Genomic DNA, 14,323 nt, shown 5'->3' with positions numbered 1-14,323 from the left:
TACATGAGCATGTAGGGAAGACAATTCTTCCCACTTACTCACTGCTTGATAAACCCTTTGTAATGGCGTTTTACCAGTTGGCTTTCTAGCTGCTTCATTGTTTCTAAAGCAACGCCGACAACGATTAACATACTCGTTCCACCGATCTGTGCAGACGGAGGAAGATTTCCCAATTTCGTAAAGATAACTGGTAAGATTGCAATCGCTGCTAGGAAAATTGATCCTACAAAGGTCAAACGATACAAGATTTTTGTTAGATATTGTTCCGTATTCTTACCCGGACGAATACCTGGAACATATCCACCTTGCTTGTTTAGATTCTCTGACATTTGCTCTGGATTAACCTGAACAAATGCATAGAAATATGTGAAGGCTACAATGAGCGCAACATATATGATCATTCCCACTGGGTGAGAATAGTTAAAGTTTGCAATAATCCACTGCGATACATCATGTTTCGGGAAGAACTGTGCAATAGTCGGAGGCGTAATTAAGAATGAAACAGCAAAAATTACTGGAATAACACCAGCACTATTTACCTTAAGCGGTAAATGTGTGTTTTGTGCTCCAGCATAACCACCATTTCCTCCTGTTACACGCTTCGCATATTGAATTGGAATCTTTCTAACAGCCTGTTGAATGAAAATAACACCCACAATAACTGCTAGCACAGCTAGTAAAATCAATGCAACTTTAACGATACTCATGAACAATTGATCTCCGATATTTTGAAACTGTTGCTGATACACTTGAGATATAACACTTGGGATCGCTGCGGCAATACCGCCAAAGATAAGGATGGAAATACCATTACCTACACCTTTAGCTGTAATCTGTTCACCTAACCACATTAAAAATGCAGTACCAGCAGTCAGTACCGTAGCAATGTATAAATAAGTGCTCCAACCTGGATTCAAAATTAATTGTCCACCTACCATACCGTTAAAACCGATTGACATACCAAACCCCTGAATAAACGCAAGAACAATTGTAAAGTAACGCGTGAATTGCGTTAATTTACGACGGCCCATTTCACCTTGCTTCGACCATTCCGAAAATTTAGGAACAACATCCATCTGCAATAATTGCACGATGATGGATGCTGTAATATACGGCATGATTCCCATCGCAAAGATGGAGAAGTTTTTCAAGGCTCCACCGCCAAATGTATTTAGAATACCTAAAGCATTTAATTGATCTTGTGCCTTCAGTACGTCTCCATTTGTAAATGGCACGGGGATAAACGTGCCAATCCTGAATACGATTAACATCGCTAAAGTGAATAATATTTTACGTCTTATCTCAGCAACGCGCATAAAGTTGGAGATTGTACGAAACATTAGATCACCTCAACTGATCCGCCAGCTGCTTCAATTGCTTCTTTAGCACTTGAAGAGAACTTGTGCGCTTTAACAGTTAGTTTTTTCTCTACTGCTCCGCTTGCAAGAACTTTAACACCGTCGTTTAACTTGCTGATAACGCCAGTTTCCAGCAATAATTCAGGTGTTACTTCTGTACCATCTTCAAAACGATTTAACGTTGATAAGTTTACAATAGCAAACTCTTTACGGTTAATGTTTGTGAAGCCGCGTTTTGGTAAACGACGGAATAATGGAGTTTGACCACCTTCGAAGCCAAGACGAACACCGCCGCCAGAACGTGCGTTTTGTCCTTTATGACCTTTACCAGCAGTTTTACCGTTACCAGAACCGATACCACGACCGACACGGTTACGTACTTTACGAGAACCTTCTGCAGGTTTTAATTCATGAAGTTTCATTCCCAGGCACCTCCTTATATTAATGAGTTATCCTTAAGCTTCTTTTACAGTTACAAGGTGAGAAACTTTGTTGATCATACCAAGAATAGCAGGAGTTTCTTCCTTAACTACAGTTGAATTCAACTTTTTAAGACCTAAAGCTTCTACCGTCGCACGTTGATCTTGTGGACGACCAATTACACTACGAGTGAGGGTAATTTCTAACTTTTTCGCCATTTGTTTTCCCTCCTTAACCTAGTAGCTCTTCTACAGATTTACCGCGTAATTTTGCAACATCTTCAGCGCGCTTAAGTTCGCTTAATCCGTTCACAGTAGCGCGAATCATGTTGATTGGTGTGTTAGAACCAAGAGATTTCGAAAGAATATCTTGTACACCAGCTAATTCAAGGACCGCACGAACAGGTCCACCAGCAATAACACCAGTACCCTCAGCAGCAGGTTTTAAGAATACTTCACCAGCGCCAAAATGACCGTTGATTGTGTGTGGAATTGTTGTACCAACTAATGGTACAGCGATTAAGTTTTTCTTAGCGTCTTCGATAGCTTTACGGATTGCGTCTGGTACCTCTTGTGCTTTACCAGTACCGAATCCAACATGACCGTTTTTATCGCCAACTACAACTAGTGCAGCAAAGCGGAAACGACGACCACCCTTAACAACTTTCGCGACACGATTTATCGTAACTACACGTTCTTCAAGTTCTAATTTACTTGGGTCAATGCGATGCATCAATTTTCCCTCCTTTGACCATTAAAATTGTAATCCAGCCTCACGAGCAGCCTCAGCTAGAGCTTTAACACGGCCATGGTATAAGTAACCACCGCGATCAAATACTACTTCTTTAACGCCTTTCTCTACAGCACGCTTAGCAACTGATTCTCCAACTTTCGTAGCAGCTTCAATATTGCTAGTACCGTTAAGAGCAAGGTCTTTATCAAGAGTAGATGCACTTACTAACGTTACACCATTCACATCATCAATAACTTGAGCGTAAATATGTTGGTTAGAACGGAACACGTTTAAACGTGGACGCTCTGCAGTACCAGTAAGTTTAGCACGTACACGTGCATGTCTTTTCTTACGAGTCGCATTTTTATCAGCTTTAGTGATCATTCTTGTCACTCCTTTCTCTCACCTAACGGGTTTACTTAGCAGTTTTACCTTCTTTACGACGAACAACTTCGCCTTCGTAACGAATACCTTTACCTTTGTAAGGCTCAGGAGCACGTACAGCACGGATGTTAGCAGCGAATTCGCCAACACGTTGCTTGTCGATACCTTTAATTACGATCTTAGTTGGTGCAGGTACTTCAACTTCAAGACCTGCTTCCGGAGTCATTTCTACTGGATGAGAATAACCTACGCTTAATACAAGTTTATCACCTTGTTTTTGAGCACGGTAACCAACACCGACTAATTCAAGTCCGCGTGCGAAACCTTCAGTTACACCTTCAACCATGTTTCCGATTAAAGCACGAGTTGTACCGTGTAATGCACGGTGTTCCTTCTGTTCAGATGGACGCTCAACTGTTAATGTATTCTCTTCAATTTTGATAAGCATATCAGCATTGAAAGTACGAGTTAATTCACCTTTAGGGCCTTTTACTGTTACAGTATTGTCTTCTGCAACTGTAATAGTAACACCTGCAGGGATTTCAAGAATCTTTTTACCAATACGAGACATGTGGTCACACCTCCGTTCGTTTTAAATATATATTACCAAACGTATGCTACTACTTCTCCACCAGTTTGTAATTGACGAGCGTCTTTGTCTGTCATTACTCCCTTAGATGTAGAAACAAGAGCGATACCTAATCCGTTAAGTACACGTGGTACTTCGTCAGCTTTAGCGTAAACGCGTAAGCCAGGTTTACTGATACGTTTTAATCCAGTGATTACACGTTCATTGTTTGCACCATATTTCAGGAAAATACGAAGGATACCTTGTTTGTTATCCTCGATGTATTCTACATCACGAATGAAACCTTCACGTTTTAAAAGTTCAGCGATCTCTTTTTTGATTTTAGAAGCAGGAACCTCTAATTTCTCATGACGTACCATGTTCGCATTACGGATGCGAGTAAGCATGTCTGCAATTGGATCTGTCATCACCATGTGTTTTACCTCCTTCCCATTTGTGGGTTTTACCAACTAGCTTTTTTAACACCAGGAATTTGACCTTTATATGCAAGTTCACGGAAACAAATACGGCAAAGTTTAAATTTGCGGTATACAGAATGCGGACGACCGCAGCGTTCGCAACGTGTATACTCTTGTACTTTAAACTTAGGAGTACGCTTTTGTTTCGCTATCATAGATTTTTTAGCCACGTTTTCGCCTCCTCTACTTAGCGTTGGCTTCCATTATTTTTGGAATGGCATACCGAATTGTGTTAAAAGTTCACGAGCTTCTTCATCAGTTTTCGCTGTAGTAACGATTACGATGTCCATACCGCGGACTTTGCTTACTTTATCATAATCAATCTCAGGGAAAATAAGTTGCTCTTTAACACCTAATGTATAGTTTCCACGACCATCGAATGATTTCTTAGAAACACCACGGAAATCACGTACACGTGGTAAAGAAACTGATACTAATTTGTCGAAGAACTCATACATTTGCTCGCCGCGTAAAGTTACTTTCGCACCGATTGGCATACCTTCACGAAGACGGAAACCAGCGATTGATTTTTTAGCACGAGTTACAACAGGTTTTTGACCTGTGATTTGTGTTAATTCTTCTACTGCGTTGTCTAACGCTTTTGAGTTAGATACCGCGTCACCAACACCAGTGTTGATTACGATCTTTTCGATTTTTGGTACCTGCATTACAGATTTATAGTTAAACTTGCTCACTAGAGCAGGAGTAATTTCCTTTTGGAACTTCTCTTTAAGGCGATTCAATGAAGTGACCTCCTTTCTTAAGAAAATTATTTATCTAATAATTCACCAGATTTTTTTGCAATACGAACTTTTTTACCATCTTCTACTTTGAAGCCTACACGAGTAGGTTCACCTGTTTTCGGATCTAAAATCATAACGTTAGAAACGTGAATAGGTGCTTCTTTAGTAATAATTCCACCTTGTGGATTTAATTGAGATGGCTTAGAGTGCTTCTTAACGATATTGACACCCTCAACGATAACACGGTTTTGCTTTGGGAAAGCCACAAGGATAACGCCTTGTTTTCCTTTGTCTTTACCAGTGATTACCTGTACTTTATCACCTTTTTTTACATGCATCTTAATTCTGCACCTCCTTAGCAAGGCAATACCTTAAATTATAGAACTTCTGGAGCTAAAGAAACGATCTTCATGAAGTTGCTATCACGTAATTCACGAGCTACTGGTCCGAAGATACGAGTACCACGTGGGCTCTTATCGTCTTTAATGATAACCGCTGCGTTTTCATCAAATTTGATGTAAGAACCGTCCGGACGACGAGCTCCGCTCTTCGTACGTACCACTACTGCTTTAACAACGTCACCTTTTTTAACAACGCCACCTGGTGTTGCTTGTTTTACCGTAGCAACGATAATGTCACCAATGTTAGCATATTTACGACCAGAGCCGCCTAATACTTTAATTGTTAAAAGTTCACGTGCACCAGAGTTGTCAGCAACTTTCAAACGAGATTCTTGTTGGATCATGTTATGAAACCTCCCTTCGGACTAAAAATTCCGATTCGTCTATTTAGATAATAACCGCTTCTTCAACGATTTCAACTAAACGGAAACGCTTAGTAGCAGAAAGCGGGCGAGTTTCCATGATTTTAACGATATCGCCAAGTTTCGCTTGGTTTTGCTCATCATGGGCTTTGTACTTCTTAGAATACTTAACACGTTTTCCGTACAAGGAATGAGTTTTGTAAGTTTCAACTAAAACTGTAATCGTTTTGTCCATTTTGTCAGACACTACACGACCAGTATAAACTTTGCGTTGGTTACGTTCGCTCACTATGCAAACCTCCCCTCAATTTATCGATTAATTCCGATCTCTCTTTCACGAACTACAGTTTTCATACGAGCAATTGCTTTACGCACTTCACGAATGCGAGTTGGATTCTCTAATTGTCCTGTAGCAAGTTGGAAGCGAAGATTAAACAACTCTTCCTTTAAAGCTTTAACTTTTGTTTCGATTTCGGCAGTGGTTAATTCACGAATATCATTAGTTTTCATTAGATTCACCACCATTTTCTTCACGTTTTACGAATTTACATTTCACAGGTAACTTGTGAGCTGCAAGACGTAATGCTTCGCGTGCTACCTCTTCAGATACACCCGCGATTTCGAACATAATTTTCCCAGGTTTTACTACTGCTACCCAGCCTTCTGGTGCCCCTTTACCGGAACCCATACGTACTTCTAGAGGTTTTGCAGTGTAAGGTTTAGAAGGGAAAATTTTAATCCATACTTTACCGCCACGTTTCATGTAACGAGTCATTGCACGACGAGCAGCTTCGATTTGACGGTTTGTAATCCATGAAGCAGCTTGTGCTTGTAAACCGAATTCACCGAAAGCAATTTCAGTTCCACCTTTAGCACGACCACGCATTTTACCACGATGCTCTCTACGATATTTTACGCGTTTTGGCATTAACATATTATTTTCCTCCTTCCTCAGAAGCTTTCTTTTTTGTAGGAAGGACTTCTCCACGGTAGATCCATACTTTTACGCCTAATTTACCGTATGTTGTATCAGCTTCAACTGCTGCATAGTCAATATCAGCGCGAAGTGTATGAAGTGGAACAGTTCCTTCACTGTAAGATTCTGCACGAGCGATATCAGCTCCGCCAAGACGACCAGAAACCTGTGTTTTAATACCTTTAGCACCTGCACGCATAGCACGTTGAATAACTTGCTTTTGTGCACGACGGAATGATACACGGTTTTCTAATTGACGAGCGATGTTTTCGCCTACTAATTTAGCGTTAAGATCAGCTCTCTTAACTTCTAAAATGTTGATGTGTACACGCTTGCCTGTTAATTGGTTAAGAGCTTTACGAAGTGCTTCAACTTCAGTACCACCTTTACCAATTACCATACCAGGTTTTGCAGTGTGAATTGTAACATTTACACGATTTGCTGCACGTTCGATTTCTACTTTAGCAACAGCAGAATCTTTTAAGCGTACATTAATGTACTCACGGATTTTGATGTCTTCATGTAATAATGTAGCGTAATCTTTCTCAGCGAACCAACGAGATTCCCAGTCACGGATAACGCCGACACGAAGACCAATTGGATTAACCTTTTGACCCATCGATTATCCCTCCTTCTTTTCTGATACCACAACTGTGATGTGGCTTGTGCGTTTGTTAATTTGGCTTGCACGACCCATTGCACGTGGACGGAAACGTTTTAACGTTGGACCTTCGTCAACGAAAACTTTTTCAACAACTAGGTTGTTAATGTCCATCTCATAATTGTGCTCTGCATTTGCGATTGCAGATTTTAAAACTTTTTCTACAACTGGAGAAGCAGTTTTTGGTGTGTGGTTAAGGATAGCAATCGCTTCACCCACTTGCTTACCTCGGATTAAGTCTACTACTAAACGAACTTTACGAGGAGCAATACGAACTGTTCTCGCTACTGCTTTAGCTTGCATTGAAGTGCCTCCTCTCATTATCTTCTAGTTTTCTTATCGTCAGCAAGGTGACCTTTGTACGTACGAGTTGGTGCGAATTCACCTAACTTATGGCCAACCATATCCTCAGTGATGTACACAGGTACGTGTTTACGACCATCATATACAGCGATTGTGTGTCCGATGAACTGAGGGAAGATTGTTGAACGGCGAGACCAAGTTTTAACAACTTGTTTTTGCTCAGATGCAACTAATTTTTCCATTTTGCTCATTAAGTGATCATCGACAAATGGTCCTTTTTTTAAGCTACGAGCCATTTTGGTGCCTCCCTTCGTGATTGGCGTACGGTTCTAGAAATGAACCGTACTACAATCCCATTATTTTTTACGACGACGAACGATGAATTTGTCAGACGCTTTGTTTTTCTTACGAGTCTTGAATCCAAGAGTTGGTTTACCCCATGGAGACATTGGAGACTTACGTCCGATTGGAGAACGTCCTTCACCACCACCGTGTGGGTGATCAACCGGGTTCATTACAGAACCACGAACTGTTGGGCGTTTACCTAACCAGCGAGAGCGACCTGCTTTACCGATTTTGATAAGTTCGTGTTGTTCGTTACCTACTTGACCGATTGAAGCGCGACAAGCAGATAATACAAGACGTACTTCACCAGAAGTTAAACGTACAAGTACGTATTTACCTTCTTTACCAAGTACTTGAGCAGATGTACCAGCAGAACGAACTAATTGTCCGCCACGACCAGGCTTAAGCTCGATGTTATGAACAACAGTACCTACTGGAATGTTGATTAATGGTAATGCGTTACCGATTTTAATGTCAGCTTCTGGGCCAGACATAACTTCCATACCTACTTCTAAAGATTTAGGAGCAAGAATGTAACGTTTTTCACCGTCAACGTAGTTAATTAATGCGATATTCGCAGAGCGGTTTGGATCGTATTCGATCGTAGCAACGCGTCCTGGAATTCCATCTTTGTTACGCTTAAAGTCGATGATACGGTATTGACGCTTATGTCCGCCACCTTGATGACGTACAGTGATTTTACCTTGGTTATTACGACCAGCCTTCTTGCTTAAAGGAGCAAGTAATGACTTTTCGGGTCTATCAGTCGTGATTTCAGCGAAATCATTCGTAGTCATATTACGACGACCGTTAGTAGTTGGATTATACTTTTTGATTCCCATCTCAATTTCCCTCCTTCTTTAGTAAGAATTAAACGCCTTGGAAGATTTCGATTTCTTTGCTGTCAGCAGTTAGCTTAACGATTGCTTTACGACGACGGCTAGTAAAACCAGCGTGACGACCAACGCGTTTTGCTTTCGGCTTGTAGTTCATGATGTTCACTTTTTCTACTTTAACACCAAAGATCGCTTCAAGAGCATCTTTAACTTCTGTTTTATTAGATTTAACGTCCACATCGAACGTGTATTTTTTTTCAGCCATCATTTCCATAGAACGTTCAGTGATAACTGGGCGCTTAATGATATCACGAGGATCTCTCATTATGCAAGCACCTCCTCTACTTTTTCCACTGCCGCTTTTGTCATGATTAGCTTATCATGATGAAGCACGTCTAAAACGTTTACGCCATCAGCAGTGATTACTGTTACTCCAGGGATATTGCGAGCAGATAACTCTACAGATTCGTTTGCATCAGCAGTTACGATAAGAGCTTTCTTCTCAACAGTTAATCCTTTAAGTACTGCTAGCATATCTTTTGTTTTTGGTGCATTTAACACTAGGTCTTCAAGAACTACAATGTTGTTCTCAACTACTTTAGTAGCTAATGCAGATTTGATTGCTAAACGACGAACTTTCTTAGGAAGTTTGTACGCATAGCTTCTTGGTGTAGGTCCGAATACCGTACCACCACCACGCCATTGAGGAGAGCGGATAGACCCTTGACGAGCACGTCCAGTTCCTTTTTGACGCCATGGTTTACGACCACCACCGCGAACTTCAGAGCGAGTTTTTACTTTGTGTGTACCTTGACGTAAAGATGCACGTTGCATCATTACAGCTTCGAAAAGTACAGCTTCATTTGGTTCGATACCGAAAATAGCTTCAGCTAATTCGATTTCACCAACCTGTGAACCAGTTTGGTTATATACAGTAACTTTTGGCATTGGAATTCCTCCTTCCTATTGTGAATTATTTGCTAACCTTCACAGCGCCTTGAACAACTACAAGAGATTTCTTAGCACCTGGAACGTTACCTTTTACTAGTAATAAGTTGCGCTCAGTGTCAACTTGAACGATTTCTAAGTTTTGGATAGTAACTTGGTCTCCACCCATACGTCCAGCAAGTTTTTTGCCTTTGAATACACGGTTCGGAGCAACTGGGCCCATTGAACCTGGACGACGGTGATAGCGAGAACCATGAGACATAGGTCCGCGAGATTGTCCGTGGCGTTTGATAACACCTTGGAAACCTTTACCTTTAGAAATTCCTGTTACATCAACGATTTCACCTGTAGCGAATACGTCAACTTTTACCTCTTGACCAACCTCTAATCCGTCCACGTCTGCATCGCGGATTTCGCGAATGAAGCGCTTAGGAGTTGTAGATGCTTTAGCAGTGTGGCCTTGTTCAGGCTTGTTAGTTAACTTTTCACGTTTATCTTCAAATCCTAACTGGATTGCATTGTAGCCATCAGTTTCAGTTGTTTTCTTTTGAAGAACAACGTTTGGATTAGCAGCGATAACTGTTACTGGGATTAACTCACCGTTCTCAGCAAATACTTGAGTCATACCGATCTTTCTTCCTAAGATTCCTTTGGTCATGAGTTACACCTCCTACATTTTTAAGTTATATAAATTATAGTTTGATTTCGATATCTACACCAGATGGTAAGTCTAAACGCATTAATGAATCTACTGTTTGTGGAGTAGGACTCACGATGTCGATTAGACGTTTGTGCGTGCGCATTTCGAATTGCTCACGAGAATCTTTGTACTTATGAACAGCACGAAGAATTGTGTAAACAGTTTTTTCAGTTGGTAATGGGATCGGACCAGAAACTGTTGCCCCAGAACGCTTAGCTGTTTCTACAATTTTCTCAGCTGACTGATCAAGAATACGGTGATCGTAAGCTTTTAAACGGATACGAATTTTTTCTTTTGCCATTATTTTCCCTCCTTCGTTCGCCTATTTCTAAAATAGACCTTCTCCATGGAAATTTCCCCACACCATGCCATGGCAAAGCGGCCGGGTGTGTCAGCAACCTTCCACTTCATCGCAGTCAAAGAGCAACATTGTTTATTATACAATGTTATTCGTCTAGATGCAAGCATCTTTTTGTTTGCATCTGCTTTTCTCTACTTTTGCTATTATACATGGCACTTTAAAGAATTTCAAGTTTTCATCTAACAGAATTCATTTTACAGTTTCTGGATTATCTTTTATTGTTTTTATATTACTATAGAAGAAACTCGTCAAAACAAAAAAACACTCTCTTCTCCCTTATATAAACGCAAACAAAAAACCTAAGGGAAAATCCCTTAGGTTTTTTTTATATCAGTTAAGATTACTCAACGATAGTAGCAACTACACCGTAACCTACTGTACGTCCACCTTCACGAATAGAGAATTTAGTTCCCTCTTCGATAGCGATTGGAGCGATAAGTTCGATAGTCATTTCGATGTTGTCACCAGGCATTACCATTTCAGTACCTTCTGGTAATTGGATGATACCAGTTACGTCAGTTGTACGGAAGTAGAACTGAGGACGGTAGTTAGCGAAGAATGGAGTGTGACGTCCACCTTCTTCTTTAGATAATACGAAAACTTCAGCTTTGAATTTAGCGTGAGCTTTTACAGAACCGCTTTTTGCAAGTACTTGTCCACGTTGGATGTCTTCACGAGCAACCCCACGAAGTAAAGCACCGATGTTGTCTCCAGCTTGAGCTTGGTCAAGAAGTTTACGGAACATCTCTACACCAGTTACAGTTGTAGAAGCATTTTCTTCAGCAAGACCGATGATTTCTACTACGTCACCAACTTTAACGATACCGCGCTCAACACGACCAGTAGCAACTGTACCACGACCTGTGATAGAGAATACGTCCTCTACAGGCATTAAGAATGGTTTGTCAGTTTCACGTTCTGGAGTTGGGATGTAAGCATCAACTTCAGCCATTAATTCAATGATTTTTGCTTCCCAATCAGCTTCTCCTTGAAGAGCTTTAAGAGCAGAACCTTTGATTACAGGAATGTCGTCGCCTGGGAATCCGTATTCAGATAATAGGTCGCGAACTTCCATTTCTACTAATTCTAATAATTCTTCGTCATCTACCATGTCGCATTTGTTTAAGAATACAACGATGTAAGGAACACCTACTTGACGAGAAAGAAGGATGTGCTCACGTGTTTGAGGCATTGGGCCATCAGCAGCAGATACTACTAAGATACCGCCGTCCATTTGAGCAGCACCAGTGATCATGTTTTTAACATAGTCAGCGTGACCTGGGCAGTCAACGTGTGCATAGTGACGAGTTTCAGTTTCGTACTCAACGTGTGCAGTTGAGATTGTGATACCGCGCTCTCTTTCTTCTGGAGCAGCATCGATTTGATCGTATCCGCGTGCTTCAGCACCACCAGCTTTTGCAAGAACTGTAGTGATCGCAGCAGTTAATGTAGTTTTACCATGGTCAACGTGGCCGATTGTACCGATGTTAACATGGGGTTTAGAACGTTCGAATTTAGCTTTAGCCATTCTAAATTCCTCCTTAGTTTATATAGGTTATTTTATATTTAGACTAGAAAGCGAAACTTACGTCCCACTTTCTAAGCTTACATAAGTAGTTATACTTGAACAATCGATAAAAATCAATTATTCACCTTTATTTTTTTTGATAATTTCTTCAGAAACAGACTTTGGTACTTCTTCATAGTGGTCAAACACCATAGAGAATGTTCCGCGTCCTTGAGTGTTAGAACGTAATGACGTTGCATAACCGAACATTTCAGAAAGTGGAACCATAGCGCGAACAACTTGTGCGTTACCGCGAGCTTCCATACCTTCTACACGTCCACGACGAGATGTTACGTCACCCATAATGTCACCCATGTACTCTTCAGGAATTACAACTTCAACTTTCATCATTGGCTCAAGAATTACTGGGCTACATTTAGAAACCGCAGCTTTAAGTGCCATAGATGCAGCGATTTTGAACGCCATCTCAGATGAATCGACATCATGGTAAGATCCGTCAACTAATGCAGCTTTAATGTCAACTAGTGGATAACCAGCTAGTACACCATTTTTAAGTGCATCTTCAAGACCTGCTCCAACAGCTGGGATGTATTCACGAGGAACTACACCACCGACGATCTTGTTTTCGAATTCGAATCCTTTACCTTCTTCGTTAGGTTCAAACTCAATCCAAACGTGACCGAATTGTCCACGACCACCAGATTGACGAGCGAACTTACCTTCAACTTTCGCAGCAGCGCGGAAAGTCTCACGGTATGCTACCTGAGGAGCACCAACGTTTGCTTCCACTTTGAATTCACGGCGCATACGGTCAACGATGATATCAAGGTGAAGTTCACCCATACCAGCGATGATAGTTTGGCCAGTTTCTTGGTCAGTGTGAGCACGGAATGTTGGATCTTCTTCAGAAAGCTTAGATAATGCTGTACCCATCTTATCTTGGTCAGCTTTAGATTTTGGTTCGATAGCTACAGAGATAACTGGCTCTGGGAATTCCATAGACTCAAGGATAACAAGGCTCTTCTCGTCACAAAGAGTATCACCAGTAGTAGTATCTTTTAAACCTACAGCAGCAGCGATATCACCAGCGTAAACTGTTGAAATCTCTTCACGGCTGTTAGCGTGCATTTGTAGGATACGACCTACACGCTCACGCTTACCTTTAGTTGAGTTTTTCACGTATGATCCAGAGTTTAACACACCAGAGTACACACGGAAGAACGTTAACTTACCAACATAAGGGTCAGTCATGATTTTGAATGCTAAAGCTGCGAATGGTTCTTCATCGCTAGACTTACGTTCTACTTCTTCATCTGTATCCGGTAGAGTACCTTTAATAGCAGGTACATCTAGTGGAGATGGAAGGTAGTCGATAACTGCGTCTAACAGAATTTGAACACCTTTGTTTTTGAATGCAGAACCACAGATTACTGGGAAGAATTCTACAGAAGTTGTAGCCTTACGGATACCAGCTTTAAGCTCTTCTACAGTGATTTCTTCACCTTCTAGGTACTTCATCATCATTTCTTCATCAAGCTCAGCTACCGCTTCAATAAGTTTTCCACGGTATTCTTCAGCTAATTCTTTGTGCTCTTCAGGAATTTCAACACGTTGAATGTCTGTTCCTAAATCGTTACCGTACATGTAAGCACACTCTTCAACAAGGTCAATGATACCATTGAACTCATCTTCAGCACCGATTGGTAACTGAATTGGATGTGCGTTTGCTTGTAAACGATCGTGGATTGTTCCTACAGAGTATAAGAAATCTGCACCGATCTTATCCATTTTGTTAACGAATACGATACGAGGTACGCCGTAAGTAGTAGCCTGACGCCAAACAGTTTCTGTTTGTGGTTCTACACCAGATTGCGCATCAAGTACTGCTACAGCGCCATCAAGTACGCGTAAAGAACGTTCTACTTCTACTGTGAAATCTACGTGTCCTGGAGTATCAATGATGTTTACACGATGACCTTTCCATTGTGCTGTAGTTGCAGCAGAAGTAATTGTGATACCACGCTCTTGCTCTTGCTCCATCCAGTCCATCTGAGATGCACCTTCGTGAGTTTCACCGATTTTATGAATACGTCCTGTGTAGTACAGAATACGCTCAGTTGCTGTTGTTTTACCAGCATCGATGTGAGCCATGATACCAATATTACGAGTGTTTTCTAAAGAGAACTCTCTTGCCATTTGGTGTCTTGCTCCTTCCATA

General features: G+C 41.1%; 24 protein-coding genes. All 24 read right to left on the bottom strand.

The window, feature by feature from the left end; translation table 11 throughout:
* Nucleotides 1–38 precede the first annotated feature (38 nt).
* Nucleotides 39–1,340, bottom strand: a complete 1,302-nt coding sequence (gene secY, locus EBQ15_RS28220; RefSeq protein ID WP_000490117.1) for a preprotein translocase subunit SecY — start codon at nucleotides 1,338–1,340, stop codon at nucleotides 39–41.
* Nucleotides 1,340–1,780, bottom strand: coding sequence for a 50S ribosomal protein L15 (rplO, locus tag EBQ15_RS28215; protein ID WP_000766081.1), 441 nt, complete (start codon nucleotides 1,778–1,780; stop codon nucleotides 1,340–1,342). Before rplO ends, secY begins: the two co-directional genes overlap by 1 nt.
* A 33-nt stretch (nucleotides 1,781–1,813) precedes the next feature.
* A complete protein-coding gene (rpmD, locus tag EBQ15_RS28210; protein ID WP_001085234.1) occupies nucleotides 1,814–1,996 on the bottom strand; it encodes a 50S ribosomal protein L30 in 183 nt (60 codons plus the stop codon).
* 13 nt (nucleotides 1,997–2,009) lie between these two features.
* On the bottom strand, nucleotides 2,010–2,510 hold the full coding sequence (rpsE, locus tag EBQ15_RS28205) for a 30S ribosomal protein S5 (RefSeq protein WP_000554646.1): 501 nt from the start codon (nucleotides 2,508–2,510) through the stop codon (nucleotides 2,010–2,012).
* A gap of 21 nt (nucleotides 2,511–2,531) precedes the next feature.
* Nucleotides 2,532–2,894 carry a 50S ribosomal protein L18 gene (gene rplR / locus EBQ15_RS28200; RefSeq protein WP_000628816.1) on the bottom strand — a complete coding sequence of 121 codons (363 nt, stop codon included), beginning with the start codon at nucleotides 2,892–2,894 and terminating at the stop codon, nucleotides 2,532–2,534.
* 31 nt (nucleotides 2,895–2,925) lie between these two features.
* A complete protein-coding gene (gene rplF / locus EBQ15_RS28195) occupies nucleotides 2,926–3,465 on the bottom strand; it encodes a 50S ribosomal protein L6 (RefSeq protein WP_000086558.1) in 540 nt (179 codons plus the stop codon).
* Between the two features lie 32 nt (nucleotides 3,466–3,497).
* On the bottom strand, nucleotides 3,498–3,896 hold the full coding sequence (gene rpsH, locus EBQ15_RS28190) for a 30S ribosomal protein S8 (protein ID WP_000245511.1): 399 nt from the start codon (nucleotides 3,894–3,896) through the stop codon (nucleotides 3,498–3,500).
* Between the two features lie 29 nt (nucleotides 3,897–3,925).
* Nucleotides 3,926–4,111 carry a 30S ribosomal protein S14 gene (rpsN, locus tag EBQ15_RS28185; protein WP_001085700.1) on the bottom strand — a complete coding sequence of 62 codons (186 nt, stop codon included), beginning with the start codon at nucleotides 4,109–4,111 and terminating at the stop codon, nucleotides 3,926–3,928.
* A gap of 33 nt (nucleotides 4,112–4,144) precedes the next feature.
* A complete protein-coding gene (rplE, locus tag EBQ15_RS28180) occupies nucleotides 4,145–4,684 on the bottom strand; it encodes a 50S ribosomal protein L5 (RefSeq protein WP_001080831.1) in 540 nt (179 codons plus the stop codon).
* 26 nt (nucleotides 4,685–4,710) lie between these two features.
* Nucleotides 4,711–5,022: a 50S ribosomal protein L24 gene (rplX, locus tag EBQ15_RS28175; protein ID WP_000558200.1), complete on the bottom strand. Its 312-nt coding sequence runs from the start codon at nucleotides 5,020–5,022 to the stop codon at nucleotides 4,711–4,713.
* 38 nt (nucleotides 5,023–5,060) lie between these two features.
* Entirely contained in the window at nucleotides 5,061–5,429 is a 369-nt protein-coding gene (gene rplN / locus EBQ15_RS28170; protein ID WP_000615912.1) for a 50S ribosomal protein L14, read from the bottom strand.
* 43 nt (nucleotides 5,430–5,472) lie between these two features.
* Complete coding sequence (gene rpsQ / locus EBQ15_RS28165) at nucleotides 5,473–5,736, bottom strand: 30S ribosomal protein S17 (protein WP_000004106.1); 264 nt, start codon at nucleotides 5,734–5,736, stop codon at nucleotides 5,473–5,475.
* A 20-nt stretch (nucleotides 5,737–5,756) separates the two neighbouring features.
* Nucleotides 5,757–5,957 (bottom strand): 50S ribosomal protein L29, encoded by a 201-nt coding sequence (gene rpmC / locus EBQ15_RS28160; RefSeq protein WP_000855718.1) that lies wholly within the window; start codon nucleotides 5,955–5,957, stop codon nucleotides 5,757–5,759.
* Nucleotides 5,947–6,381, bottom strand: coding sequence for a 50S ribosomal protein L16 (gene rplP, locus EBQ15_RS28155; RefSeq protein WP_000928969.1), 435 nt, complete (start codon nucleotides 6,379–6,381; stop codon nucleotides 5,947–5,949). The genes rpmC and rplP overlap by 11 nt, the downstream gene beginning before the upstream one ends.
* Before the next feature lies 1 nt (nucleotide 6,382).
* Complete coding sequence (gene rpsC / locus EBQ15_RS28150) at nucleotides 6,383–7,042, bottom strand: 30S ribosomal protein S3 (protein ID WP_000529956.1); 660 nt, start codon at nucleotides 7,040–7,042, stop codon at nucleotides 6,383–6,385.
* Between the two features lie 3 nt (nucleotides 7,043–7,045).
* Nucleotides 7,046–7,387: a 50S ribosomal protein L22 gene (gene rplV, locus EBQ15_RS28145; protein ID WP_001148024.1), complete on the bottom strand. Its 342-nt coding sequence runs from the start codon at nucleotides 7,385–7,387 to the stop codon at nucleotides 7,046–7,048.
* Between the two features lie 17 nt (nucleotides 7,388–7,404).
* On the bottom strand, nucleotides 7,405–7,683 hold the full coding sequence (gene rpsS, locus EBQ15_RS28140; protein ID WP_000124454.1) for a 30S ribosomal protein S19: 279 nt from the start codon (nucleotides 7,681–7,683) through the stop codon (nucleotides 7,405–7,407).
* Between the two features lie 60 nt (nucleotides 7,684–7,743).
* The gene (gene rplB / locus EBQ15_RS28135) at nucleotides 7,744–8,574 is read right to left on the bottom strand and encodes a 50S ribosomal protein L2 (RefSeq protein WP_000511583.1); all 831 of its coding nucleotides are present in this window, start codon (nucleotides 8,572–8,574) and stop codon (nucleotides 7,744–7,746) included.
* Nucleotides 8,575–8,602: 28 nt separating this feature from the next.
* Complete coding sequence (gene rplW / locus EBQ15_RS28130) at nucleotides 8,603–8,893, bottom strand: 50S ribosomal protein L23 (protein WP_001205558.1); 291 nt, start codon at nucleotides 8,891–8,893, stop codon at nucleotides 8,603–8,605.
* A complete protein-coding gene (gene rplD, locus EBQ15_RS28125; RefSeq protein ID WP_001127258.1) occupies nucleotides 8,893–9,516 on the bottom strand; it encodes a 50S ribosomal protein L4 in 624 nt (207 codons plus the stop codon). Before rplD ends, rplW begins: the two co-directional genes overlap by 1 nt.
* Nucleotides 9,517–9,541: 25 nt before the next feature.
* Nucleotides 9,542–10,174: a 50S ribosomal protein L3 gene (gene rplC / locus EBQ15_RS28120; protein ID WP_000160207.1), complete on the bottom strand. Its 633-nt coding sequence runs from the start codon at nucleotides 10,172–10,174 to the stop codon at nucleotides 9,542–9,544.
* A 34-nt stretch (nucleotides 10,175–10,208) separates the two neighbouring features.
* Nucleotides 10,209–10,517: a 30S ribosomal protein S10 gene (rpsJ, locus tag EBQ15_RS28115; protein ID WP_001040596.1), complete on the bottom strand. Its 309-nt coding sequence runs from the start codon at nucleotides 10,515–10,517 to the stop codon at nucleotides 10,209–10,211.
* A 400-nt stretch (nucleotides 10,518–10,917) separates the two neighbouring features.
* Complete coding sequence (gene tuf, locus EBQ15_RS28105) at nucleotides 10,918–12,105, bottom strand: elongation factor Tu (protein ID WP_001029614.1); 1,188 nt, start codon at nucleotides 12,103–12,105, stop codon at nucleotides 10,918–10,920.
* Between the two features lie 117 nt (nucleotides 12,106–12,222).
* Complete coding sequence (fusA, locus tag EBQ15_RS28100; protein ID WP_000090370.1) at nucleotides 12,223–14,301, bottom strand: elongation factor G; 2,079 nt, start codon at nucleotides 14,299–14,301, stop codon at nucleotides 12,223–12,225.
* Between the last annotated feature and the right edge of the window lie 22 nt (nucleotides 14,302–14,323).

The organism is Bacillus sp. 2D03 (genome assembly GCF_003946765.1).
GTDB lineage: Bacteria > Bacillota > Bacilli > Bacillales > Bacillaceae_G > Bacillus_A > Bacillus_A cereus.
This window is presented reverse-complemented; position numbering and strand designations above follow the sequence as displayed.